The sequence below is a fragment of the Streptomyces scabiei 87.22 genome (assembly GCF_000091305.1).
GTDB lineage: Bacteria > Actinomycetota > Actinomycetes > Streptomycetales > Streptomycetaceae > Streptomyces > Streptomyces scabiei.
In genome coordinates this window covers 5,193,887-5,219,610 of the sequence record NC_013929.1, presented here as the reverse complement: position 1 = coordinate 5,219,610, position 25,724 = coordinate 5,193,887, and the positions used below count along the sequence as shown (strand labels likewise).

19 protein-coding genes, 1 tRNA gene and 1 pseudogene are annotated in these 25,724 nt (G+C 70.3%); 9 read left to right on the top strand and 12 right to left on the bottom strand.

Annotated features, from left to right (window positions below; all coding sequences use genetic code 11):
* Positions 1-59: 59 nt before the first annotated feature.
* The 6 genes and pseudogenes from SCAB_RS22115 to SCAB_RS22090 form a co-directional block, all read right to left on the bottom strand.
* Positions 60-143: transfer RNA gene (locus SCAB_RS22115), tRNA-Ser, on the bottom strand.
* Between the two features lie 284 nt (positions 144-427).
* Positions 428-637, bottom strand: a pseudogene (locus SCAB_RS49555) (SGM_3592 family protein); the annotation flags it as partial.
* Positions 638-894: 257 nt separating this feature from the next.
* Positions 895-1,614 (bottom strand): ABC transporter permease, encoded by a 720-nt coding sequence (locus SCAB_RS22105; RefSeq protein ID WP_013002304.1) that lies wholly within the window; start codon positions 1,612-1,614, stop codon positions 895-897.
* A gap of 10 nt (positions 1,615-1,624) precedes the next feature.
* On the bottom strand, positions 1,625-2,536 hold the full coding sequence (locus SCAB_RS22100; protein WP_005482879.1) for an ABC transporter ATP-binding protein: 912 nt from the start codon (positions 2,534-2,536) through the stop codon (positions 1,625-1,627).
* The gene (locus SCAB_RS22095) at positions 2,533-3,486 is read right to left on the bottom strand and encodes an ABC transporter permease (RefSeq protein ID WP_013002303.1); all 954 of its coding nucleotides are present in this window, start codon (positions 3,484-3,486) and stop codon (positions 2,533-2,535) included. Before SCAB_RS22095 ends, SCAB_RS22100 begins: the two co-directional genes overlap by 4 nt.
* Positions 3,476-4,465, bottom strand: coding sequence for an ABC transporter ATP-binding protein (locus tag SCAB_RS22090; RefSeq protein ID WP_037726022.1), 990 nt, complete (start codon positions 4,463-4,465; stop codon positions 3,476-3,478). Before SCAB_RS22090 ends, SCAB_RS22095 begins: the two co-directional genes overlap by 11 nt.
* Positions 4,466-4,858: 393 nt before the next feature.
* On the opposite strand from SCAB_RS22090, the gene SCAB_RS22085 reads away from it, so the two are divergent.
* From SCAB_RS22085 to SCAB_RS22060, 6 genes are all read left to right on the top strand, one after another.
* Entirely contained in the window at positions 4,859-5,716 is an 858-nt protein-coding gene (locus SCAB_RS22085; RefSeq protein ID WP_013002301.1) for a M24 family metallopeptidase, read from the top strand.
* The gene (locus SCAB_RS22080; protein ID WP_013002300.1) at positions 5,713-7,497 is read left to right on the top strand and encodes an SDR family oxidoreductase; all 1,785 of its coding nucleotides are present in this window, start codon (positions 5,713-5,715) and stop codon (positions 7,495-7,497) included. The genes SCAB_RS22085 and SCAB_RS22080 overlap by 4 nt, the downstream gene beginning before the upstream one ends.
* Before the next feature lie 148 nt (positions 7,498-7,645).
* Positions 7,646-8,587, top strand: coding sequence for a MerR family transcriptional regulator (locus SCAB_RS22075; RefSeq protein ID WP_013002299.1), 942 nt, complete (start codon positions 7,646-7,648; stop codon positions 8,585-8,587).
* 132 nt (positions 8,588-8,719) lie between these two features.
* Positions 8,720-9,268: an RNA 2'-phosphotransferase gene (locus SCAB_RS22070; RefSeq protein WP_041669472.1), complete on the top strand. Its 549-nt coding sequence runs from the start codon at positions 8,720-8,722 to the stop codon at positions 9,266-9,268.
* 36 nt (positions 9,269-9,304) lie between these two features.
* Entirely contained in the window at positions 9,305-10,207 is a 903-nt protein-coding gene (locus tag SCAB_RS22065) for an LLM class flavin-dependent oxidoreductase (RefSeq protein ID WP_013002297.1), read from the top strand.
* A 171-nt stretch (positions 10,208-10,378) separates the two neighbouring features.
* Positions 10,379-11,248: an HAD family hydrolase gene (locus SCAB_RS22060; protein ID WP_013002296.1), complete on the top strand. Its 870-nt coding sequence runs from the start codon at positions 10,379-10,381 to the stop codon at positions 11,246-11,248.
* Between the two features lie 59 nt (positions 11,249-11,307).
* On the opposite strand, the gene SCAB_RS22055 is transcribed toward SCAB_RS22060, so the two are convergent.
* The 5 genes from SCAB_RS22055 to hisC form a co-directional block, all read right to left on the bottom strand.
* Entirely contained in the window at positions 11,308-12,372 is a 1,065-nt protein-coding gene (locus SCAB_RS22055; RefSeq protein WP_013002295.1) for a M23 family metallopeptidase, read from the bottom strand.
* A gap of 215 nt (positions 12,373-12,587) precedes the next feature.
* Entirely contained in the window at positions 12,588-16,199 is a 3,612-nt protein-coding gene (gene cydD / locus SCAB_RS22050; RefSeq protein ID WP_041669470.1) for a thiol reductant ABC exporter subunit CydD, read from the bottom strand.
* A gap of 126 nt (positions 16,200-16,325) precedes the next feature.
* Positions 16,326-17,330 (bottom strand): cytochrome d ubiquinol oxidase subunit II, encoded by a 1,005-nt coding sequence (gene cydB / locus SCAB_RS22045; protein WP_013002293.1) that lies wholly within the window; start codon positions 17,328-17,330, stop codon positions 16,326-16,328.
* A gap of 27 nt (positions 17,331-17,357) precedes the next feature.
* Positions 17,358-18,866, bottom strand: coding sequence for a cytochrome ubiquinol oxidase subunit I (locus SCAB_RS22040; protein WP_013002292.1), 1,509 nt, complete (start codon positions 18,864-18,866; stop codon positions 17,358-17,360).
* A 204-nt stretch (positions 18,867-19,070) separates the two neighbouring features.
* Entirely contained in the window at positions 19,071-20,150 is a 1,080-nt protein-coding gene (hisC, locus tag SCAB_RS22035; protein ID WP_013002291.1) for a histidinol-phosphate transaminase, read from the bottom strand.
* Positions 20,151-20,574: 424 nt separating this feature from the next.
* Here hisC and SCAB_RS22030 point away from each other — a divergent pair, with 424 nt between their 5' ends.
* From SCAB_RS22030 to SCAB_RS22020, 3 genes are all read left to right on the top strand, one after another.
* The gene (locus SCAB_RS22030; RefSeq protein WP_013002290.1) at positions 20,575-21,687 is read left to right on the top strand and encodes a LacI family DNA-binding transcriptional regulator; all 1,113 of its coding nucleotides are present in this window, start codon (positions 20,575-20,577) and stop codon (positions 21,685-21,687) included.
* A 215-nt stretch (positions 21,688-21,902) separates the two neighbouring features.
* Complete coding sequence (locus SCAB_RS22025) at positions 21,903-22,982, top strand: metallophosphoesterase (RefSeq protein WP_037726029.1); 1,080 nt, start codon at positions 21,903-21,905, stop codon at positions 22,980-22,982.
* Positions 22,983-23,166: 184 nt separating this feature from the next.
* Complete coding sequence (locus tag SCAB_RS22020) at positions 23,167-24,045, top strand: hypothetical protein (protein WP_013002288.1); 879 nt, start codon at positions 23,167-23,169, stop codon at positions 24,043-24,045.
* 188 nt (positions 24,046-24,233) lie between these two features.
* Here the strand turns inward: SCAB_RS22020 and SCAB_RS22015 are convergent, their stop codons facing one another.
* Positions 24,234-25,679 (bottom strand): VWA domain-containing protein, encoded by a 1,446-nt coding sequence (locus SCAB_RS22015; protein ID WP_013002287.1) that lies wholly within the window; start codon positions 25,677-25,679, stop codon positions 24,234-24,236.
* Positions 25,680-25,724: the final 45 nt, after the last annotated feature.

The following is a 25,724-nucleotide window of genomic DNA, read 5'->3' as shown; positions in this document are numbered from 1 at the left end:
TGCCCGGCCCATAGACCCCGACCCAGCAGTACGGCCAGGTCACAGCGACAGCGAAACGGCGGAGGATGCACGGATCGAACGTGCGCGGGCAGAACCCGACCACGGCTTAGCAAGCCGGTGCCTTACCACTCGGCCAATCCTCCGGGTGGGCGGCCCGCGCGAAGCGATTCGCGCGCTCGAAGCGGCCGCCCCGGGCAACCCCCCGCTGGGGGCGCGGACTCGACGGAGGGGTAACTACTCCGGAACCCGCCGTGGGTTGCCCTGCCGGGAACTCGACGTACTGCGCCTGAAGGACAGCATCGCCGGGCTCCTCTCCCAGAACGTGACGCCGGCTCGATCCGGCGACCTCGACATCAACCACTCTGCCCGGCAGCCGAGTTGTCCGCCACCGAATATCCTTCGCCCGGGCCGCCGCCCGCGGGGCCGGTCACCGTCGGCGCCACCTACGACGTCGCGCCTTGCTGAAGAACCATCCGGCGGGCGGCTCGTCCGAACGCCAGGGCTGGGGATCAGGTGCCTCCTGCCGCCAACGCGCCGCAAGCATCCGGGCCCGCGCCGACGGCTCGGCGGTCTCGGCGTCCCGTACGAAGTCCGCGTCCAGCACGACGTCGTCCCACGCGCCCTGCCCCGCACCCGCCGGGGCTCCGCCTTCGGATCTCCCTGCGGACGAGAAGCCCGCGCGGTCCTCGCCCGCGCCGTCGGTCGTCGTCCTCGGTGCGTCGCCGCCCTCGGGCGCCACCTCTGTTGCCATCCCCGTGCCTCCTGCCTCCGGGCCGCCCCTTCCGGCCGCGCATGCCCCGTGTCTCCCCTCGCCCAGTCTGCCCGGACGAGCGTGAAGCCCCGGTCAAGATCAGAGAGGCGGGCCTCCGGGGCGAAGCGCCCCGGAGGGCGCCGTCACTCCTCGCCGGCCAGCTTCAGTGTCCGCAGCTTCTGTCCCGCGTACCAGGTCGCTCCCGCCGTGACCACCGTCAGCAGAACCACCGCGGTCGGCAGGCCCACATCGGACGTCACCGGGCCGCCGTCGGTGACCTTCTGGGCGACGGCGAGTGCCCACTGCTGAACGCTGAGCGTGCGGGCGCCCTCCACCAGGGATCCGAAGAGCGTCTCCCAGACGAGTGCGTACACCAGCCCGAAGACGACCGCGTGCCGGGTGACCGTACCCAGCAGCAGGAACATCGCCGCGTACGCGATCGAGGCGACCAGCGCCGCCACCGTGTAGGCGACCGCGATCTGTTGTCCGTTGCCGTTCAGGATCAGGCCCGCGACGAGCGTCGGGACGGCCGAGAACACCATGGTCACGGCGATGGCCACGATCAGCTTGGTGAAGATGATCGTCGGGCGCTTCACCGGCTTCGCCAGCAGGTACACCACGGAGCCGTCGTCGATCTCCGGTCCGATCGCACCGGTCCCGGCGATGACGCCGATGATCGGCACCATCGTGGCGAGGGCGAACCCGCCGAGCAGGTCCGCTGCCACCTGGTCGTCGGCTCCGCTCAGGCCGCGTACGGCCACCGAGAGCACGATCAGCAGGGCGGGAAGCGCGCTGAGGATGAGGGCCCGACGGCGGCCGAGCAGAGCCCGGTAGGTGAGCCGGGCGACTGTGGGGTCGTACATCTTCGGCCTCCTACGCCGCGACGAGATACGAGAAGACGGACTCGAGCGACTCGTCCGACGGCGACACCGTGAGCAGACGGATGCCGTGGTCCCGGGCCACCCTCGGCAACAGCGTCGTGAACCTGCCGAAGTCGACGGCCTGGATACGCAACGCACCCTCGGCCAGGTCCACTTCGATCCCGGCGGTCGACGGATCGGCGATCAGTGCGGCGGCCAGCGCACGGTCGTCGCTGGAGCGCACCAGGTAGCGGTGCGGGCGGTCGGTCATCAGACGGCGGATGCGCCGGAAGTCACCGCTCGCCGCGTGCCGCCCGGCGACGATCACCTCGATATGGGCCGCCAACTGCTCGACCTCTTCGAGGATGTGCGACGAGAACAGCACCGTGCGTCCCTCGTCGCCCATGCGCCGCAGCAGATCCATGAGCTGCATGCGCTGGCGGGGGTCCATGCCGTTGAACGGCTCGTCCAGCAGGAGCAGGGACGGCTCGTGGACCAGTGCGGACGCCATCTTCACGCGCTGGCGCATGCCCTTGGAGTAGGTCGAGATCTTGCGGTCCTGCGCGTACTCCATCTCCACCGTGGCGAGCGCCCGCTGGGCGGCCTTGGCCCCCAGACCGTGCAACTCGGCGTTGGCGACGACGAATTCGCGGCCGGTGAGGAAGTCGTACATCGCCTCGCGCTCGGGGACGATGCCGATGTGCTTGTAGATCTGCTCATTGCGCCACACCGGCGTCCCGTCGAGGGTGACGGAGCCCGTGGAGGGGGCGAGGAAGCCGCCCATCATGTTGATGAGGGTGGACTTGCCGGCGCCGTTCGGACCGAGCAGGCCGGTGACACCGGGGCCGATCGTCATCGTGACGTCGTTGACCGCCACCACGTTGCCGAACCAGCGTGAGACGTGGTCGATGTTGAGGGTGGTCACAGCCCGACCTTTCGGTAGCGGCGCATCAGCAGGCCGTAGCAGCCGGCGATGAGACCCAGGACGACGAGGAGATAGAGGACTCCCTGCCCGGTGGAGGGCCCGTGCCCGCCGGGGAAGGCGGAGGTGGCGCCCAGGAAGGCGGTCTGTACGCCGTCGATCAGGGTGATGGGCGAGAAGAAGCCGAGCCAGGGCACCATGTCCGAGCTGTTCTGCTCGTCGGCGATGGCCTGGATGACGGACACGGCCCCGTAGGAGATGGTCAGGACGGCGATGACGGCCGCGATACCGAAGCCGCGGCGCGGGGTGACCGCCGAGATCACCAGGCCGATGCCGGCGAAGAGGAGCGACAGCAGTGCCACGGCCACCAGTCCCTGTGCCAGTCCCTTGGTCTGGTCGGTGAAGTCGAACTCGGCCAGCAGCGCGCCCACATAGAGCACGAGCAGGGGCACCGCGGTCAGGATGAAGAGCGCCGAGGTCAGCGCCGCGAACTTCGCGCGGACGTAGTCGGCGGTCTCGATCGGGCGCGAGAAGTACAGCGGGACGGTCTTGAAGCGCAGGTCGCGCGAGACGGCCTGAGGTGCCTGGGAGGCGACGTACAGGCCGATGACGGCCTGCATGATGACCGCGTACTCCGTGTACTTGACGGGCAGGTCCTTGATGGGCAGGCCCTGGGACTGGGTGGCGATGGCCACCGCCACCATGATGGCCGCCGGCACGCACATCACCGCGAACAGCAGCATCGGCAGCACCTTGGACTTGGCCGAGCGGCCCAGTCCGTAGGCCCCGCGCAGGGACTGCGAGTACAGCGAACGGCGGGCGTAGGCGCGGCCGAGGCGCGGACCGTCGTACGAGCGGTATCCGATGTTGTGGATGCGGCTCTGCTCGCCCGTGCCGGCGGGCTGTCCACCGGCGAGGGCCGGTGCTTGCGCACCGTGCTGCTCAACCGCCATGGCCGACCGCCTCCTTCCCTGCGTCCTGGGCGTTGCGGGTGCCCGTCTGCTCGTCGTTGTCCTGGAAGACCTCGGCGATCTGGTGCCTGCGCTGCTCCATGCGGACGAGGCCGAGACCCAGGTCGGCGACGGCGTCGCGGACCAGGTCGTAGGTCTCGTCGCCCTGGGCGGTGATCAGCAGGATGTGCCCGGCGCCGGGAAGGCCGCTTCCTTCGGACACGGTCACCCCGCGCGCGTGGAGCGCCTCGCGCAGGGCATCGGTGCCGTCGGGATGCTCGTCGCTGTCGGTGACCTCGATCGCGAGGGTCGCCGTGCTCTGGGTGAAGTCCCTGGTGGAGCTGGACCGCAGAAGCTTGCCGCCGTCGACCACGACGACGTGGTCGCAGGTGCGCTCCAGTTCGCCGAGCAGGTGCGAGGTGACGAGCACCGAGATGCCGAAGTCGGTGTGGATGCGGCGGATCAGGCCGAGCATCTCGTCCCGGCCGACCGGGTCCAGGCCGTTGGTCGGCTCGTCCAGGAAGACCAGCTGCGGGTCGTGGACCAGGGCCTGGGCGAGCTTCACCCGCTGTTTCATGCCCGTGGAGTAACCGCCTATGGGCCGATACCGCTCCTCGTAGAGGCCGACGTGGCGCAGGGTGTCCGCGGTGCGCTCGCGCGCGGCCGTCGGAGGGAGTCCGGACATGCGGGCCATGTGCACGACGAACTCGGTGGCCGAGACGTCGGGCGGCAGGCAGTCGTGCTCCGGCATGTACCCCACGCGCTCGCGGATGGTGCCGCCCTTGGTGGCGACGTCCAGCCCGAGCACCTCGGCACGGCCCTCCGAGGCGGGGGACAGGCCCAGCAGGATTTTGATCAGTGTGGACTTGCCGGCGCCATTGGCACCGACGAGTCCCGTCACACCGGGTCCGATGTCCACGGAGAGCCGGTCAAGAGCGGTCACCCTCGGGAACCGCTTGCTCAGGCTTTCGGTCGCGATCACAGTCACGATCTAGACATTAGGACCACGGGCCGACGCCGTCGTCACCCCGCAGAGCTGTCTCCGCATCACCCTCGAGTCGTACGGGCCCGTAGGGGGCATCCACCGCCGGGTCCCCCAGGGGTCCCCCTGAGGTCGAACCGGCCGGACGGGACGTGCCCCGTGGCAGTGGCCGTCAAATGGTGAACGGCCGGGGTGGCCGTTACGTGCCCGGGGGGCGCGGTTTCGTGCCCGACGCCGCATGTCGTCGTTCCCGCCCACGGTCCGGGCGTCCCGTCCTCGTCGGTTCTCCACGGCCGCCGCCCTACCCCCATTGACGCAGCCGCCGATCACTGTCACATTCATTGATGTCACATGACGAACACGGACCGTAGTCGACGAGGACGGGTGAGGGCAGTGCGTGACACGACCTCGGCACCGAACGGCGGACTCACCGCGCAGCTGCGGGGTTTCCGGCAGGTCCAGACGCTCGCGTACGAGTGCGCCGAAGCGGTCGCGGCCCAGCTGAGGCCCGGCGTGACCGAGCGCGAGGCGGCACGGATGCAGCGTCGCTGGCTGGGCGAGCGGGGTGTGCGGGACTGGTTCCATCTGCCGTTCGCATGGTTCGGGGACCGCACGGCGTTCGTGAACTTCCGTGTGCCGCTGCAGTTCTTCCCCACCGACCGCCGCCTCGAAGCCGGAATGCCTTTCATCCTCGACATGGCCCCCATATACAAGGGCTACACGGCGGACATCGGCTACTCGGGCTGCCTCGGGCCGAGTCCACTGCACCACAGGCTGATGACGGACCTTCGAACACACCGCGAGCTGATCCTGCGCGAGGTGCGCGAACGCCGGTCGCTGCGCGAGATCTACGAGGACGTGGACCGGCTCCTGGTCCGTCAGGGATATGCCAACCGGCATCGGGCCTACCCCTTCGGCGTCATCGCGCACAAGGTGGACCGGGTCAGGGAGCGCCGTTGGTCACTGCATGTGTTCGGGTTCGGCACGCAGGCGTTGAAGGGGCTCGCGTCCGACGCGCTGCGCGGACACCGCGAGGGCTGGTCCCCGCTGTGGTCGCCCCACCGCTTCTCCGATCACCCGCCTCGGCCGGGGTTGTGGGCGGTCGAGCCCCACATCGGCTTCCGGGGCACGGGCGCGAAGTTCGAGGAGATCCTCGTCGTCACCGACTCCCGGAACTTCGAGGAGAGCGCGTTCTGGCTCGACGACGACCTCCCGCACGTCCGGCGGTGGGCGGAGGAGACCTGCCGATGACCGAAGGGGGAGACATGGAAGACGCGGAATCGCTCGGAGGAGCGCGGGTGCGCCGGGTGCGGGCGGACGGGGTCGAGCTGTGCGTGGCCGAGCTGGGCGATCCCGAGCAGCCGACCGTGCTGCTCGTGCACGGTTATCCCGACACCAAGGAGGTCTGGTCCGAGGTCGCCCCACGACTGGCGGAACGCTTCCACGTGGTGCTGTACGACGTGCGCGGGCACGGCGGGTCGACGGCCCCCGAGCCGTTGCGCGGCGGGTTCACCCTGGAGAAGCTGACGGACGACTTCCTGGCGGTGGCGGACGCGGTCAGCCCGGGCCGCCCCGTCCACCTCGTGGGGCACGACTGGGGCTCGGTGCAGGGCTGGGAGTTCGTGACGGTCGAGCGGACCGAGGGCCGCATCGCGTCCTTCACCTCGATGTCGGGTCCCTCCCTCGACCACATGGGGCACTGGATCAAGCGGCGGGTGAAGCGCCCGACCCCGCGCCGGATCGGCCAGCTCCTCGGCCAGGGCGCCAGATCCTGGTACGTCTACGTACTGCACACGCCTGTGCTGCCCGAGCTCGCCTGGCGCGGGCCTCTCGGCAGGCACTGGCCCGGCCTGGTCCGACGGGCCGAGAGGCTGCCCCGGGGCGACTACCCCAGTCCCTCGCTGCCCACGGACGCAGCGCACGGGGCGTGGCTGTACCGGGACAACATGCGGACCCGGCTGTCCCGCCCCCGTGACGACGCGTACGCCCACGCGCCCGTGCAGCTCATCACGCCCCTGGGCGACCAGTTCCTCTCCGAGCAGCTCCACGACGACCTGGAATCGTGGGCTCCGCAGCTCACCCGCCGCACCCTGCCCGCCAAGCACTGGATCCCGCGTACGCGCCCCGATCAACTCGCGTCGTGGATCACCGAGTTCGTCTCGGCGACCGAGGGCGGCCGACCCGCACCGGTGGCGACCGGAACGTACACGGAGCGGTTCGGTGGGCAATTGGTGCTGGTGACGGGCGCGGCCGCCGGTATCGGCCGGGCCACGGCCTTCACGTTCGCCGAGGCGGGGGCACGTGTGATCGCCGTCGACCTCGACGCCGAAGGAGCGTCCCGCACGGCCGAGTTGTCCCGGCTGATCGGCGCGCCCGAAGCCTGGGCCGAGGTGGTCGACGTCTCGGACGAGCAGGCCATGGTGAAGCTCGCCGAGAAGGTCGCCGCCGAGTACGGCGTGGTCGACGTGTTGGTGAACAACGCGGGGATCGGGCTGTCGGGTTCCTTCCTCGACACCACCGCGGAGGACTGGCGGAAGGCCCTCGACGTGAACCTGTGGGGCGTGATCCACGGCTGCCGGCTGTTCGGCCGACAGATGGTGGAGCGGGGCCAGGGCGGTCACATCGTCAACACCGCCTCGGCCGCCGCGTATCTGCCCTCCAGGTCCCTCCCCGCGTACAGCACCTCCAAGGCGGCCGTCCTGATGTTGAGCGAGTGCCTGCGCGCGGAGCTGGCCGGCCGGGGCATCGGGGTGTCGGCGATCTGCCCCGGCATCGTCAACACCGGCATCACCTCGACCGCGCGCTTCGCCGGCGTCGCACCCGAGGAGGAGCAGCGTCGGCAGCGGAGGGCAGCGAAGCTGTACGGACTGCGCAACTACCCGCCGGAGAAGGTCGCACAGGCCGTTCTGCGCGCGGTCGTCCACGATCAGGCGGTCGTGCCCGTCACCCCGGAGGCCCACGGGGGACGCTTCCTGTCCCGGTTCGCCCCGCGGGCGCTGCGCGCACTCGCCCGTCTGGAGCCACCGTTGTGAGTCCCGGGACGGCAGGAGAGAGCGGAAACAGGCGTCCCAGGGGCAGCCCGCACCACGGCTTCCTCGGCGGCCGGGGGAGGAAGGAACGCGGCGCCGCCGTCATTCGCCGCCCGCGCGCTGACGCGCCCCGGCAGGAAGAGGCACGCAGATGGTGAACGACGAACCGGCCGGGGCCGCTTACCGCATCGAGGACCTGGCGCACCGCAGCGGTGCCACGGTCAGGACGATCCGCGCCTACCAGGACCGAGGACTGCTCCCCCGCCCCGAGCGGCACGGCCGGGCCAACGTGTACGCGGACGCGCATCTGACCAGACTGCGCCAGATCGCCGACCTCCTCGACCGCGGCTACACCTTGGCCTCCATCAAGGAACTCCTGGATGCCTGGGACACGGGCCGCGGCCTCGGCGGGGTCCTGGGTCTGGCCGCGGAGGTCGACGGACCGTGGACCGACGAGAAGGCGGTACGGATGTCACGCGGCGAGTTGGCCGAGCGGTTCGGCGGCGTACCGGACGAGGCCGCGGTGGCGGACGCCCTGCGGCTGGGCGTGCTGGAGCGGGTGCCCGGCGCGGAGGATCTCTTTCTCGTACCGAGCCCCCAGGAGCTGTCCGTGGCCGCGGAGTTGCACGCTGCGGGGGTGCCTTTGTCCGCGATCGCGGGTCATCTGCGGGAGTTGAGGGAACAGGTCGAACACATCGCCACCCGTTTCCTGGAGTTCACCACCGAGCACGTCTTCGCCCGCTACATCGGGACGCACCAGCCACCGACCGAGGTCGACGCGGTCGAGGCGGCGGCGCTCGTCCGCCGACTGCGGCCGCTCGCCCAGCAGACGGTGGACGTCGAACTCGCGCGCGCGATGCGGAGGTTCGCCACACGGCAGCTGCGCCGACATCTGGACCCCGAAGGCGCCGCCGAGCCCGTCGACAAGACGTGTTCCGTGCGCATACCGGCCTCGACAATGCGGGCCGTCGAGAAGCTGGTTGGGCCCGCACGAGCTGGGGCCTTCATCACCGCCGCAGCCGAACGGGAAGTACAGTCACGCGCCTTGGATGCTCTGGCATCAAATATGCCCGAAAGTAACAAACATGACTAATTACCCTATATTCGACGGCGAGTTGTCCACAGAATCTGCAATTCCCCTGTGGATAACCGCACTTCGCTGTGGATCAAACATCGGGATCAAAATCACGTGCGTGACGCGGGTCTCGCCAGGCACGCTGGCGGCATGGATGAACGACGTACCGTGAGAGTGTCCAAGTACCTCTCCAAACACCTGCGACACCAGCCGGAGCGGATCGGGCTCACCCTCGACGAAGGTGGCTGGATCGGGATCGACACGCTCATCGAGGCGGCCGCCGCCCATAACTTTCCCTTCACCAGGGCGGAACTCGACCACGTGGTCGCGGCCAACGACAAGCAGCGCTTCGCCGTCCAGGGCGACCGGATCCGCGCCAGCCAGGGTCACACCGTCGACGTGGACCTGGGCCTCACGCCCGCGACCCCGCCGCCGTACCTCTACCACGGGACCGTGCCGGCCTTCCTCGGTGCGATCCGCGACGAGGGGCTGCGCCCCATGAACCGGCACGACGTGCATCTCTCACCCGATCGTGAGACCGCCACCCGCGTCGGCGCCCGTCGCGGCCGCCCCGTCGTGCTCTCGGTGGACGCGGGGGCCATGCACCGGGACGGTCACGTCTTCCGCGTCAGTGCCAACGGGGTGTGGCTGGCCGAGGCGGTTCCGCCCCGGTACCTGCGGTTTCCCGAGGCGCGCTGAGCGGAACCTTCCGACGGCCGGCCTTAGGCTCGTCCCATGAGTCTGCGCCTGAGCACCGTGATCCTCCCCCACCTCCGCTGGCACGAGGGAGGCCGCGACAACTGGCAGCGGGCCGAGCAGCTCGGGTTCCACACCGCGTTCACCTACGACCACCTGTCGTGGCGCACCTTCCGGGACGGACCCTGGTTCGGCGCCGTACCCACCCTGACCGCGGCAGCCGCCGTCACCGAACGCATCCGCCTCGGCACGCTCGTCACCTCGCCGAACTTCCGGCACCCGGTGACCCTCGCCAAGGACCTGATCTCCCTCGACGACATCTCGGGCGGCCGGATGACTCTCGGGGTCGGCGCGGGCGGCACCGGCTTCGACGCCACCGCGCTCGGCCAGGAGCCGTGGACACCGCGTGAGCGCGCCGACCGACTGGCCGAGTTCGTTCCCCTGCTCGACCGCCTGCTCACCGAGGACTCCGTCTCCTACGAGGGCGACCACTACTCCGCCCACGAGGCCCGCAACATCCCCGGCTGTGTGCAGCGCCCCCGGCTGCCCTTCGCGGTGGCCGCCAACGGCCCGCGCGGCATGCGGCTGGCCGCACGGTACGGGCAGGCGTGGGTGACCACGGGAGACCCGAAGCTGTTCGAGTCGGGAACTCCCGAGCAGTCGGTCCAGGCCATTCGCGGGCAGATCGAGAGGCTGGCCGACACGGCCGCCGCGCTCGGCCGGGACGCCGCCCGGCTCGACAAGATCCTCCTCACGGGCTTCACCCCGGACCGCGGCAGGCCGCTGGAGTCACTGGACGCGTTCGTGGACTTCGCCGGGCGCCACGCGGAACTGGGCATCACGGACATCGTGGTCCACTGGCCGATCCCGGACTCGGACTTCGCCGCGGACGAGAAGGTCTTCGAGCGGATCGCCATGGAGGCACCGGCGCAGCTGTCCTGAAAGCGGCACGCAGCGGACGCGGAGGAGGTGTGCCGTACCGGTCGCTGCCGCTCGTGGTGGCCTGCGGTGGGCTCCCGCAACGGCGCGGGCGACGGGCGTACCGGACCGGCGATCACTCACCTGTGCGGCCACCCGCACGACCGTGCGCGCATATGCGCGACAATGGGGCCCGTGACCTCAGCGACGCGACAGCCCGAGACCCCGGCCCCGACCGTCCCGCTCCGGCTGATAGCCACGGACCTCGACGGCACCCTGCTCCGTGACGACAAGTCGGTCTCACCCCGCACCGTCGCCGCCCTCGCGGCCGCGGAGGAGGCAGGCGTCGAGGTCTTCTTCGTGACCGGCCGGCCCGCCCGCTGGATGGACGTCGTCAGCGAACACGTGCACGGCCACGGCCTGGCGATCTGCGGAAACGGCGCCGCGGTGGTCGATCTGCACGGCGGCCCCGGCGCCCATCGCTTCGTCAAGGTCCGCGCGTTGGCGAGGGAGAACGCGCTCGACGCCGTACGGCTGCTGCGCGAGGCCGCGCCGGGCACGGTCTACGCGGTCGAGCAGACGTTCGGGTTCAATCAGGAGCCCGAGTACCCGAAGCTGCACATGGAGATCCCCGACATTCTCGCGCCCGCGGAGAAACTGCTGGCCCCTGGGGGTGTGGCCGACGACGAGCCGGTGCTGAAGATCCTCGCTTACCACCCGTCGATCGACCCCGACGACTTCCTCGCCACCGCCCGGATCGCCGTCGGCGACCGCGCCACCATCACCCGCTCCAGCCCGAGCGCGCTGCTGGAGATCAGCGGCCCCGACGTCTCGAAGGCCAGCACCCTCGCCCTGTGCTGCGCCGAGCGCGGCATCTCCCACGAGGAGGTCGTCGCCTTCGGCGACATGCCGAACGACGTCGAGATGCTCACCTGGGCCGGCCGGTCGTACGCCATGGGCAACGCACACCCGGACGTCCTCGCCGCGGCCTCGGGCCGGACCGTGGCGAACAACGAGGACGGGGTGGCGGTCGTCATCGAGCGGCTGCTGGCGGAACGCCTGTAGCCGACGACCGACCCGGCCGGCACCCACGGCTGCCGGCCGCCGACCGGCAGATGCCGTGGCTACAACTCCACCCCGTGGTCCCGCAGCCACGGCGCCGGATCCACTCCCGACCCCAGCTCCGGGGTGACGCGTACCTCGAAGTGCAGATGGGGCCCGGTGGAGTTTCCGGTGGTGCCCGACTGCCCGATCCACTGCCCCGCCGTCACCCGATCGCCCTGGTCGACGGTGACGGCGGCAAGGTGCGCGTACTGCGTGTAGTAGCCGTCGGCGTGCTCGACGACGACCTGGATGCCGAAGGCGCCCCCGCAGGAGACCGTGACCACGCGTCCCGCCCCGACGGCCCGCACGGGTGTGCCGATCGGCACCGCGAAGTCCTGTCCGGTGTGCCGACTGACCCAGCGCTCACCACCGCTGCCGTACCCCGCGGAGAGCTCGTACCGGTCCACGGGCGTGACCCACGCGCTCGCGGTCCCGCGGTCCGGCTGGTCGAGCCGGACGGCCCCCCGGCAGGCACCGGCCGCGACCGCCGCGTCGGCCTCTCCCTGCAGCGTCCACTGGGCCTCTTCGAGCTTCTGGTGGATCGCCTGCTTGATCTCGGCGAGTCCGGTCCTCCGCGCCTCCAGCGCCCGCCAGGCCGCGGCCGCCTTCGCCTCGTCCCTGACGAGCCTCGCCTCCGCGCGACGATTCCGGCTCACGGCGTTGTTGACCGCCAGGTCGGCCTGCCAGACGGCCCGTCGGCCGCGCATCAGCTCCTCGGGGTTCTCCGCGAACAGCATCTGCGCGGTGTACGGCACGCCGCCCCCCTCCCGATACTGGGCGCGCGCGATCCGGCCCAGATCGGCGTTCAGCACCGCGATGTGCTTCCGCTCCCGCGCGAGCAGCTTCTCCAGCCGCCGCACCTTCGTCCTCTGGCCCTCGGCGACCCGTCGTCCCGCCTCGTACCGCTGTGTCGCCACCGCCGCCTCGTCGAACAGTCGCGCCACTCGGGCACTGGTCCCTGCCTCGCCCGTCGGGCCCGCGGCCTCGCCACCGTCGCTGTCGGCCGCCGTCGGCCCGGCCCCAAGGACCGCCGCCGCGCACAGCAGCACCACGGCGAACAGCGGGTTCCGGCGAGACAAGCGCATGTCAGCGATCGTGACCCGCCCTGGCGCCGCAGTCCTGTTCGAGTCGTACGCCTGGGGGACACGGTGCCTCGGACGGGTCAAAGGCCTGGGCCGAACAGGGTCCCGGATGCGACCCGTTCGGCGCGGGGGCTTGCGGACGGCCCCGGCGCCCCGGCAGGCCGAACAGGTCCTCCGCACTGTCCTCCCGGGCGGTGGCCAGGACTTCGGCGACGCGCTCAGGCCCGTGCCAACAGCTCTCCCGCGGCCTCCCGCTCCGCCATCGCCCGCAAGGGCCCCTCCACCACGACCAGTTCCGCGTAGGACCCGCGTTGCACGACGCGCCCTTCCGCCAGCACGACGACCTCGTCCACGGCATCCAGCCCGGCCAGCCGATGGGTGATCAGCACCGTCGTACGACCCTCGGTCGCGGCCAGGAGGTCAGCGGTGAGCGCGTCGGCGGTCGGCAGGTCCAGGTGTTCCGCGGGCTCGTCGAGGACGAGGACGGGAAAGTCGGCCAACAGCGCGCGGGCGAGGGCGAGTCGCTGACGCTGACCGCCGGACAGCCGAGCCCCGTGTTCACCGGTCAGGGTGTCCAGCCCGTCCGGCAGTCCGTCGACCCAGTCGAGCAGGCGGGCCCGCGCGAGCGCGTCCCGCAGCTCCGCCTCGCTGGCGCCCTTCCGAGCGAGCAGCAGGTTCTCCCGCACCGAACTGTCGAAGAGGTGCGCGTCCTGGGCGCAGAGCCCCACGAACCGCCGTACGACGTCCCCTTCGAGCGTGTGCGCGTCCACTCCACCCAACGTGTACGTCCCTGCCCGCGCGTCCAGGAAACGCAACAGCACCTGTGCGAGCGTGGTCTTGCCGGCTCCCGAGACACCGACCACGGCGACCCTGCGCCCCTGTTCCAGGGTGAGGTCCAGGTCGGCGAGCGCGTCCCGGTCCTGCCCGGCGTACCGCGCGCCGAGCCCTGCCAGCCGCAGCGGGAACGGCGACACCGGCGCCCCGGCCGGCTCCACCGGCTCGCGTACGGGTTCGGGGGCGTCCAGCACCTCGTACACCCGCTCCGCGCTCCTGCGCACCCGCTGGCGGAACTGCACCGCCAACGGCATCCCGAGCACCGCCTCGAAGGAGGCCAGCGGGGTGAGCACGACCACGGCCATGGCCACACCGCTCAGCCGCCCGGCGGCGACAGCCTGTGCCCCGAAGAATGCGGTGACGGCGACGGTGAGACCGGAGACGAGCGCCGTGAGACCGTCGCCGAGCGCGGTGGCGGTGGCGGCCCGGGACGCGATCCGGGTGAGCACCTGGTCGGCCTTCCGTGCCGCGGCCGTGCGCGCAGGCAGGGCACCCGCGACCGTCAACTCGGCGGTACCGGTGAGCAGATCGGCCACCCGGGTGGCGAGGACCCCGCGCGACGGAGCCAGCCGGTGCTCCGCCCGCCGGGCCACGGCCCCCGTGACGAGGGGCACTCCGGCCCCGGCTGCGAGGAGCCCGACGGCGAGTGCGGCTCCGGCCTCGGGCAGCAGCCAGGCCGTGAACCCGACCGACGCCGCGGAGACCACCGCCGCGGCCCCCGCCGGAAGCAGCCAGCGCACCCAGTAGTCCTGCAGGGCGTCCACATCGGCGACCAGTCGCGAGAGCAGGTCGCCCCGCCGGGTCGTCCGCAACCCGGCGGGCGCCAGCCGCTCCAGGCGGCGGTAGACGGCCACCCTGGTGTCGGCCAGCATCCGCAGCACGGTGTCGTGCGACACCAGCCGCTCCGCGTACCGGAACACCGCCCGTCCGATCCCGAACGCCCGCGTCGCCGTCACCGCGACCATCAGGTACAGCACCGGAGGCTGCTGAGAGGCCCGTGAGATCAGCCACCCCGACGTCGCCATCAGACCCACGGCACTGCCCAGCGCGAGGCTGCCGAGCAGCAGGGCCAGGGCGAGCCGGCCACGGCGCGGCCCGGCCATGGCGCGGACACGGCCGAGTACGGACAGCGAGGAGGCCCCGGACGTCACTCCGGAGCGAGCCTCGGCGCTCCCGGCCCCCGGCCCGGCCCCGGCGGCCCCCGCCCCAGCCCCGGTTCCTGCCCTCGGTCCGGCCCCGGTCCCCGCAGCGTCCACGGAGTCACGTGCGGCGGTCGCTGTCCCGCCCGCCCCCGTGCCGACGGCCCGCACGACCGTGCCACCGGAGACGCCGGACTCGGACGCCCTCTCGGCCGCCCGCCCCTCCAGCCGCACCACGCGGTCCGCCACGTCCAGCAGAGCCGGCCGGTGGACCACCAACAGCACGGTCCGTCCCGCCGACAAACGCCGTACCGCCTCCACGACCTCGGCCTCGGTCTCTCCGTCCAGCGAGGCCGTCGGTTCGTCGAGCAGCAGCACAGGCCGGTCGGCGAGGAACGCACGGGCGAGGGCGAGCCGTTGCCGCTGCCCGGCGGAGAGACCGGCGCCGTCCTCACCGAGGACCGTCCCGGCCCCGGCAGGCAGCGCGTCCACGAACCCCAACGCCCCCGCGTCGCCGAGCGCCCGCCGCACGGCAGCGTCGTCCGCGTCAGGACGGGCCAGCCGTACGTTCTCGGCGATCGACCCGGCGAACAGATGAGGCCGCTGCGGCACCCAGGCGATACGCGAACGCCATGTGTCCAGGTCGAGCGAGGAGAGGTCGCTCCCCCCGACCCGAACCCCACCCGACGCGACCTGCGTGAACCCCAGCAGCACGTTCAGCAGCGTCGACTTCCCCGCGCCACTCGGCCCTACGAGGGCCACCGTCTCACCTGAGCCCACGGTGAAGGACACGTCCGAGACGGCGTCGTACGGCCGCCCGGAGTAGCGGACGGTCACCCGGTCGAAGTGGAGGTCACCGGCGGACGGCACCGCCCCGGTCCCGGACGACGGCACCGACGTCTCCAGGACCTCGAAGATCTCCTCGGCCGCCGCGAGCCCCTCGGCCGCCGCATGGAACTGGGCACCCACCTGCCGGACCGGCAGATACGCCTCCGGGGCCAGCACGAGGACGACCAGCCCGATGTAGAGGTCCATCTCGCCGTGCACGAGCCGCATGCCGATGGTGACCGCGACCAGCGCGACCGAGATCGTCGCGAGCAGTTCCAGGGCGAAGGACGAGAGAAAGGCGATCCGCAGCGTCCGCATGGTCGTCTGGCGGTACTCGCCGGTGATCCGTTTGATCGACTCGGCCTGGGCCTTGGCCCGACCGAACACCTTCAGTGTCGGCAGCCCGGCGACGACGTCCAGGAAGTGTCCCGACAGCTGTGACAGCAGCCGCCACTGGCGGTCCATCTGCGCACGGGTGGCCCAGCCGATGAGCACCATGAAGACCGGGATCAGTGGCAGGGTGCCGACGATGATCGCCGCCGACACCCAGTCCTCGGTGACGATCCGCGCGAGGACCGCGACGGGAACGACGACCGCGAGGCCCAACTGCGGCAGATAGCGCGAGAAGTAGTCGTCGAGCGCGTCGACCCCACGAGTGGCGAGGGCGACGAGCGAGCCGGTGCGCTGCCCACTCAGCCAACCGGGCCCCAGCGCGGCGGCCCGCTCCAACAGCCGCCCCCGCAGCTCCGACTTCACCGCCGCACTCGCGCGATGAGCCGCCAGCTCGGTGAGCCAGGAGACCAGGGCCCGCCCCAGAGCGACCGCCGCCAGGAGCAGCAAGGGGGTGCGAAGCGCGCTGACCGGCATCCCGTGCTGGAAGGCGCCGACCACCACTTCCGCGATGAGCATGGCCTGTGCGATGACCAGCGCCGCCCCGACGACACCCAGGCCGACGACCACCATCAGGAATCCGCGAGTGGCGCGCGCGTACCGCAACAGTCGTGGGTCGATCGGTTTCACGTGAAACACCCTCTTCTTCGCAGGCATGTTTCACGTGAAACATGCCCCTTCAGCCAGAAGGGGGTGTGTTTCACGTGAAACATCACCGAACACACCCCGCCCGTGACGCAGTACGCCTCGTCTCAGCGCACCGGCTCAGTGCGCCGACTCGGCGATGTGCTGCGTACCGATCCGCTTGCGGAACACCCAGTACGTCCACCCCTGGTAGAGCATCACGACCGGTGTGGCGATGGCCGCACACCACGTCATGATCCTCAGCGTGTACGGGCTGGACGAAGCGTTGGTGACCGTGAGGCTCCAGTCCGCGTTCAGCGAGGACGGCATGACGTTCGGGAAGAGTGTCAGGAAGAGCATCGCGACGGCAGCGACGATCGTGATCCCCGACAGGGCGAAGGCCCAGCCCTCCCGTCCGGATCGCACCGCCGCCAGCGCGGCCAGAAGGGCCGCGACCGCCACGGCCGCCGCGACCAGAGACCCACCGTCACCCTTTTCGATCTGGGTCCAGAGCAGGAAGACCAGGGCGAGCCCCGCCGTCACCGCTCCGACGCGCAGCGCCAGTTTCCGCGCCCGATGCCGGATGTCCCCCACGGTCTTGAGGCCGACGAACACTGTCCCGTGGAAGGTGAACAGCGTCAGTGTGACGAGACCGCCCAGCAGGGCGTACGAGTTCAGCAGATCGGTGAGACCGCCCACGTACTCGAAGTCCCGGTCGATCTTCACCCCCCGCACGATGTTGGCGAAGGCCACACCCCACAGGAACGCCGGGAGCAGCGAGGTCCAGAAGATCGCCGTCTCCCAGTTGCGCTGCCAGTTCTCCTCGGGGCGCTTCACCCGGTACTCGAAGGCGACACCCCGCACGATCAGGCAGACCAGGATGAGCAGAAGCGGGAGGTAGAAGCCGGAGAAGAGCGTGGCGTACCACTCGGGAAAGGCCGCGAAGGTCGCGCCGCCCGCCGACAGCAGCCATACCTCGTTGCCGTCCCAGACGGGTCCGATGGTGTTGATGAGGACCCGCTTCTCCGGACGGTCGCGGGCCAGCAGTTTGGTGAGGACACCGACCCCGAAGTCGAAGCCCTCCAGGAAGAAGTAGCCGATCCACAGGACGGCGATGAGGACGAACCAGACGTCGTGAAGTTCCATGACTGTGCTCCCTTGGCCCGGTGCGGCCTAGTACGAGAAGGCCATCGGCTTGTCGGCGTCACGGGAGTCGCCGCCGATCTTCGTGGGCGGGTTGAGGTCGGCTTCCGTCAGCTCCGGCGGCCCCGCCTTGACGTACTTCACGAGCAGCTTCACCTCGACGACGGCGAGGACGGCGTACAGGGCGGTGAAGACGAGCATCGAGGTGATGATCTCGCCCTGGGAGACACCGGGGGAGACCGCGTCCTCGGTGCGCAGCACGCCGTAGACGACCCACGGCTGGCGCCCCATCTCGGTGAAGATCCAGCCCCAGGAGCTGGCGATCAGCGGGAAGCCCAGGGTCAGGACCGCGATGCGCCAGTACCACTTGGTGAGGGTCGGGCCGAGGGCCTTGCCCGGCAGCAGCACCAGGTGGGGGACCTCGTCGTCGCCGACCCGCAGGTGCTGAGGCAGCAGGAACTTGCGACGGGTGAGCCAGAGGCCGGCCGCGCCGATCGCGACGGACGCCATGCCGAAGCCGATCATCCAGCGGAAGCCCCAGTAGGCGACGGGAATGTTGGGCCGGTAGTCGCCGGGACCGAACTTCTCCTGCTCGGACTTGTTGACGTCGTTGATGCCGGGGACGTACGAGTCGAAGTCGTCGTTGGCGAGGAAGGACAGCAGACCGGGGATCTCGATGGCGACCTTGTTGTGTCCCTCGTCGACGTCCCCGTAGGCGAAGACGGAGAAGGGTGCGGGCGACTCGCCGTCCCACAGGGCCTCGGCGGCGGCCATCTTCATGGGCTGCTGCTTGAACATGACCTTTCCGAGCAGGTCACCGCTGATCGCGGTGAGCATGCCGGCGACCACCACGGTGACCAGGCCGAGTCGCAGCGAGGTCTTCATCACCGGGATGTGCTTCTTGCGGGCCAGATGGAAGGCGGCGATACCGACCATGAAGGCACCACCGGCGAGGAAGGCCGCCGAGAGGGTGTGGAAGACCTGGGTGAGCGTGGTGTTCTGGGTCAGGACGAGCCAGAAGTCGGTCAGCTCGGCCCGGCCCTTGGCCTCGTTGATCCGGTAGCCGACGGGGTGCTGCATCCAGGAGTTGGCCGCGAGGATGAAGTACGCCGACAGAATCGTGCCGATGGAGACCATCCAGATGCAGGCCAGATGGATCTTCTGCGGCAGCTTGTCCCAGCCGAAGATCCACAGACCGATGAAGGTGGACTCGAAGAAGAAGGCGATCAGTGCCTCGAAGGCGAGCGGGGCCCCGAAGACATCGCCGACGAAGCGGGAGTAGTCCGACCAGTTCATGCCGAACTGGAACTCCTGCACGATGCCGGTGACGACACCCATCGCGATGTTGATCAGGAAGAGCTTGCCCCAGAACTTGGTGGCCTTGAGGTACTTCTCGTTCCCCGAGCGCACCCAGGCGGTCTGCAGGCCGGCGGTGAGCGCGGCGAGCGAGATCGTGAGGGGGACGAAGAGGAAGTGGTAGACGGTCGTGATACCGAACTGCCAGCGCGCCAGGGTCTCCGGCGCCAGAGCGAGGTCCACGTCTTCTCCTTCCATGCCGTGGCACTGCCTCAGCCCGTCCCGCCTGTCACGTGCATCTCAGGACAACCAGGACGCGCTTGTGAATGCATTCACATTCACAAGCAAGTATGACGCATGCCCGTTCGAGGCCGGAGCGGGGGGTCCCCATAAGCAGGGGGTCCGGAGATGAATCTCCGAACCCCCTGGTCAGAAGCTCCTGAACGCTCAGAGCTCCTTGCGGAACTCCTCCGTCACCTTCAGGAAGATGTCGTTCGCCTCGGTCTCGCCGATCGTCACGCGCACACCCTCTCCGGGGAAGGGCCGCACGACGACACCGGCCCGCTCACACGCACCCGCGAACGCGACCGTGCGCTCCCCCAGCCGCAGCCACACGAAATTGGCCTCGGTCTCCGGCACCGTCCATCCCTGGCCGCGCAGTGCCTCGACGACCCGCTTCCGCTCGCAGACCAGCGAGCCGACCCGGCCGATCAGCTCGTCCTCCGCGCGCAGCGAGGCGACCGCGGCGTCCTGTGCGAGCTGACTCACACCGAACGGCACGGCCGTCTTGCGCAGGGCGGCCGCCACCGGCTCATGAGCGATCGCGAAGCCCACGCGGAGACCCGCGAGGCCGTACGCCTTGGAGAAGGTGCGCAGCACACAGACGTTCGGCCGCTCGCGGTAGAACTCGACACCGTCCGGCACCTCGACGTCCCTGACGAACTCGCGGTACGCCTCGTCCAGCACCACCAGCACATCGCCGGGCACCCGGTCGAGGAAACGCTCCAGCTCGGCACGCCGGACCGCCGTACCCGTCGGGTTGTTCGGGTTGCAGACGAAAATCAGTCGGGTCCGGTCGGTGATCGCGTCCGCCATCGCGTCCAGGTCGTGCACATCACCCGGCGTCAGCGGCACCTGCACGGCCGTGGCCCCGCTGATCTGCGTGATGATCGGGTACGCCTCGAACGACCGCCAGGCGTAGATCACCTCGTCGCCCGGCCCCGAGGTCGCCTGCAGCAGTTGCTGGGCGACGCCGACCGAGCCGGTGCCCGTCGCCAGGTCCGTGACCGGCACACCGAAGCGGTCCGCGAGCTCGCTCACGAGCCCTGTGCACGCCATGTCCGGGTACCGGTTGAAGGACGCGGCCGACCCCGTCACGGTCTCCAGCACGCCCGGCAGCGGCGGGTAGGGGTTCTCGTTGGAGGACAGCTTGTACGCCACCGGGCCGCCCGCCGCGGCCGGCTTGCCGGGCTTGTAGGTGGGGATACCCTCCAGCTCGGCTCGCAGCTTGGGGCTCGTCTCGCTCACCGCAGTCCTCCTCGTCGACGTAATGCTTCTCACCTTATGAGGATTCGGCGCCGCTGCGAATGGCCTGTGGACAACCGCGTGTGCCCGGTCTCCACGTCCCTGTCGCCGTCCCTGTCGCCCCGTCCGCCCCACGGGCATCACCGTACGAAGGTGCACGAAACAGGGGGCGCATCGCGTCCGAGCGCACGCGCCGGTGGCTCACGCCGTAGCGCGCGTCACCCGTGCAGGTGAGTTGAGACCTCTTCGAGACATGAGCTACTTGGCAGGCCCATGCGCGTCGACAAGTCACGTACTGGCATTGGATCGTTCAACTCCCTTGCAATGCAAGGAATTTACCCCCAATCGACCATGCAGAAACGTGCCTGTCAACGACTGCATATGCGTCCGCACTACCCCACCGCATGAGCCCTACTATCGGCTCGCCATGACAGCAGCAGGGAAGCACCAGGTGAGCCGCGCGGAAACTCCCCGCCGAGGCAACCGGTCGGGCCGGGCGGGCATCCGGGACGTGGCCGCCGCCGCCGGAGTCTCCATCACGACCGTTTCCGACGCCCTCAACGGCAAGGGCCGGCTCCCGGACGCCACCCGACGCCATGTACGCGAGGTCGCCGACCGACTTGGCTACCGCCCCTCGGCGGCCGCCCGAACCCTCAGAACCGGCAAGTCCGGCCTCATCGGCCTGACCGTGACCACGTACGGGGATGAACCTTTCACCTTCACCGAGTTCGCGTACTTCGCGGAGATGGCGCGGGCCGCCACGTCGGCCGCGCTGGCCAGGGGCTACGCCCTGGTCATCCTCCCCGCCACCTCGCGGCACGACGTGTGGTCGAACGTCGCCCTGGACGGCACGGTGGTCATCGACCCCTCCGACCACGACCCGGTCGTCAGCGATCTGGTCCGCCAGGGCTTACCCGTGGTCTCCGACGGCCGTCCGGGCGGCACCCTGCCGGTCACCGCGTGGGTCGACAACGACCACGAGGCCGCCGTCCTCGGCATCCTCGACCACCTGGCCGACGCGGGCGCCCGCCGGATCGGACTCCTCACGGGCACGACGACCGACACGTACACGCATCTGTCCACCAGCGCGTACCTGCGCTGGTGCGAGCGCGTGGGCCAGGATCCCGTGTACGAGTCCTATCCGGCGCACGATCCGTGCGCGGGGGCCGTGGCCGCCGACCGGCTGCTGGCCCGCCCCGACCGCCCGGACGCGGTCTACGGACTCTTCGACCCGAACGGCACCGATCTGCTGGCCGCCGCCCGACGGTACGGTCTGCGGGTCCCCGACGACCTGCTGCTCGTCTGCTGCAGCGAGTCCGCCGTGTACGCGACCACGGAACCCCCGATCACCACGCTCTCGCTCAAGCCGCGCAGGATCGGCACCGCCGTGGTCCAGCTCCTCATCGACGCCATCGAAGGGGTCGAATCGGACCAACCGGTGGAACAGGTGATACCGACGGAACTGATCGTGCGGACCTCGTCCGAGCGGCGCCCACCGCGTACGACGGTCAGTCCACCACGGTCACCCGAAGCGGATTGACGCCCCGACCGAGGATCCGAACGGGATTTGGGCGGGGAGAGCCCCGCCCAATTCGGGAGAAAACCGCGGTGAACCGGGGCGCTGCGCCATTTCACCACCCCTGGGTCATCACATGGCGCGATCCGCATTCCTATGATGGGCGCACACACCGGCGGGCCGCTGCGACCAGGCAGTCCGATGCGGTGCAGATGCGGGCGATGGTGGTGGAGGGGTCGATGACTCAGGGGGCCGGTCAGGGACCCGAGGTGCGGACGCCGACGGTGCGCGATTTCCGTGTGCCCGCGTACGTCCACGAGGCCGGTCCGTACGGACAGACCGCAGAGCCGGGCGAGGTCTCCGGGCCCGCCGAGGAAACCGAGGGTTACCCCGACGGGTACACCCCGACTCAGCGCGACCTGCCGGTGATCAACCGGGGTGACACGCTGCAGGTCGTGATCGACCCGGAGGCCGCACCGGCCGAGCCGTCCTCCGCCCGGCCGAGCCCCCTCTTCGTCGTCGGGGACGTCCACGGCTATCTGGACGAGCTTCTCGCCGCGCTCCACGAGAAGGGGCTCGTCGACGAGGCGGGCAACTGGTCGGCGGGCACCGCCCGGCTCTGGTTCCTCGGTGACTTCACCGACCGGGGCCCGGACGGCATCGGCGTCATCGATCTCGTGATGCGCCTGTCCGCCGAGGCGGCCGCGGCCGGTGGCTACTGCAAGGCCCTGATGGGCAACCACGAGCTGCTGCTGCTCGGCGCCAAGCGCTTCGGCGACACCCCCGTCAACTCCGGCGCGGGCACCGCCACCTTCCAGGCCGCCTGGCTGCTCAACGGCGGCCAGAAGACCGACATGGACCGCCTACAGGACCACCACCTCCAGTGGATGGCCCGCCTGGACGCGATGGAGGAGGTCGACGGCCACCTCCTGGTGCACTCCGACACCACCGCCTACCGGGACTACGGCGACTCCATCGAGGCCGTCAACGACACCGTCCGCGAGACGATCACGCGCAACGACCCGGACGAGGTCTGGGACCTCTTCCGCAAGTTCACCCGGCGCTTCTCCTTCCGCGACGAGGGCGGCGCCGATGCGGTGCGCTCGCTGCTGGGGACCTACGGCGGTACCCGCATCGTGCACGGTCACAGCCCCATCCCGTACCTGCTGGGCGAGGTCGGCTCGGAGGACGGCGAGGACGGCACGGGTCCCTCGGTCGACGGCCCGTACACCTATGCGGACGGTCTGGCCGTCGCCATGGACGGCGGCGTGACCATGGCAGGAAAGCTGCTGGTCCAGGAACTCCCGCTGCGCGGCTGAGCCGGCGGCGGGCAGGCGTGGGACGTCGGAAAGACTTCGTCGGCCGGGGGCCGAATTCTTCAAACCCCCTGTCACCGCCTGCCGTCACCGCTCTACCATCGGCTTATCCGTAGCAGGCTCCCCTCCGTTTCTGCCCGACGGCTCGTCAGCATGCCGAGCCACAAGCCCTACGGAGCATCGGGGGATGCACATGAACAGCGTTCCGCAGCACCTGCTCAGTGAGGACCGCCAGGAGTTCGAGCGGATCCTCGGCGAGGTGCTGCGCTCCGCACCACACCGCCCGGAATTCGCCGCCGGCCTCCAGCGGCTCAACACCGAACAGCTGCGCACCATGGCGCTCAACGCCACGGCGATCATCACGGCCGCCGCGGCGACCGAGTACCAGTACTACGTGAAGGTCCGCGACGAGTTCCGCAGCCCGTCCTCGGCCACCGCGTCCGACCACGAGCGGTCGGCGTCCGGCACCGGCGAACCGGACGGCACCGCCGTGAATCTCGCGGCCGCGGTCGGCGAGGTCACCGAGGCGGCCGGCGCGGGCGCCGGTGCCATCGCCGCGGTTCTCGCTCCCGTCCTGGCCGGGACCGCCGCCGTGCTCTTCCTGCTCGTGGGATACGTCATGAAGGCGCTCGACCCGGAGCGCGCGATAGCCGAGACCCTGCTCACCACCGGGTGGGTCTTCGGCGCGGTCACCGCGGCCGCCATCCTGGTGGCCGCCGTCGGCCTCCTGCTCACCGCCCTGCGCAACAACGCGACCGCACTCCTGGACGACGGAGTCCGCAGCGAACTGAACGAGGAAGTGGCCCGGGCCAGGGAAGCCTGGCGCGACACGCTTCTGGAGCGGGGCATCCTGCCGTTCCTGCGCGACGCCCTCGCCAACCCGAGCCAGGCCCTGCCGGACGAACCGGAACGGCCGGCTCCGCCCAGCCGTATGCCGCACCTCGGCTACAACCGCCCGAGCTTCAGCAGCAGCCCTGACAGCGGTAGCTCACGCTCCCGCCCCAGCTTCAGCAGCCCGGACTTCACCAGCCCGGACTTCGGCGGGCCGGAACACCAGCCCGAGTAGGGCTCGGCGCTCCGGCCGCCGTTCCGGACGCCTGAGGGTCGCTCGGGAGGTCGCCGCCTGAACCGGACCTGTCGCCACCGTCGCCGCTCGACCCGATCTGTCGGGGCGGACCGTGCGGCACCCGCACGGCAGGCGGCGGGTGCTTCCGCTGGGCAGCCCCGGCCTGATCGCGCCCCGGGATCATCGGATCAGATGATGCCCGCCCGGCCGGCAGCGGTCACCCAGGCCGGGAACTCGGACAGGAGACGGTCGTACAGCTCCTGGTCGGGGACGGTACCGATGTCGTCCACCGCGAAGAAGCCGACGTTGTCCACGCGACGGCCGGGCAGCGTGTCGAAGCGCTCCAGTACGCCGTAGTTGGCCCGCCCCAGCCCCACGAACTGCCAGAAGATCGGCTCCTCGACGGCGTCCCGCAACTCTCGCTCGATGAGGGCGTCCCGGTAGACACCTCCGTCGGAGAAGAACAGGACCAACGTGGGGGCATCGGCCGGATTCTCCCGGACGTACGTACGAATCTGGGTGATCGCCTTCTGCTCCTCGTTCTGGATGCCGACCGTCCGCATGTCGATCTGGCCTTCCACCAGCCCTCTGGCCGGCTTCTTGCCACGGCGGAAGAGACTGATCTGTCCTACCCGCACATGCAGCTGCAGCCAGGCCGGGAGATCCCCGATGCGCAGGTCGGGCAGCCGCGCCGCGTTCGAAGCGAAGGTCCAGGCCTGCATCTGACCGTCGTCGTCCAACTGCGCGGCAACCGCTGCCATGCGCTCCACGACATCGGCGACGATGCCCTTGGAGTAGAGGAAGGACATCGACCCGGAGGCATCCAGGACCAGGATGACGCGGGCGGTGACTCCTTCCGCACCGTGCTTTCTGAGGCTGACGGCCACCTGTTCCTTGCGCAGTGACAGACGCTTGCGCATGTCGACGGGCAGGCGCTCCTCGTCCTTGTCGAGACGCGGGGGGCCTGCCGGCGACGGCCCCGCTGCCGGTCCCGGTCCTGGGGCCGGCGCTGCAGGAGGTGGCGCGGCGGCCGGAACAGCCGGTGCCGTGGGCGGAACAGGTGGCGCGGAGGTAGGGGAGACCACGGGCGGGTCCGAGGGAGCGTCGTCGACGGTGATACCGAAGTCGGAGGCCAGCCCCGCGAGCCCGGAGGCGTACCCCTGTCCGACCGCGCGGAACTTCCACCGCCCCGCCCGCAGATACAGCTCGCCGCCGATGAACGCGGTCTCCGTCCCCGCCTCCATGGCGAACCGCGCGATCTCGGTCCCGGTCCCCGCGTCCCACAACCGCAAGGTCAGTCCGGGCACCTGTCCGAACGTTCCGCCGTCGGCCGAGGCGCACAGCAGGACCCGCTCGACCGCCGGTTCGAGCGCACGCAGGTCCACCTCGACGGTGTCGGTCAGGACACCGCCGGCGCTCCGCTTCCCCCGGTGAGTCACGGCGTTCGACACGTGCCGAGGCTGGTTGTAGAAGACGAAGTCACCGTCGTCGCGAACGCGTCCGATGCCGGTGAGCAGCAGTGCCGAGGCATCGACATCGGGTACACCGGGGCCTTCGGACCACGTCAGCTCGACCCGTACCGAGGATGAATCGACGGAAAGGTTGGCACCTTTGCTCAGTGCTCTCGCTGTCATGGAGGCAGTCTGCCCGCCGAAGGCACGGGAGGGCAGACCTGCCTC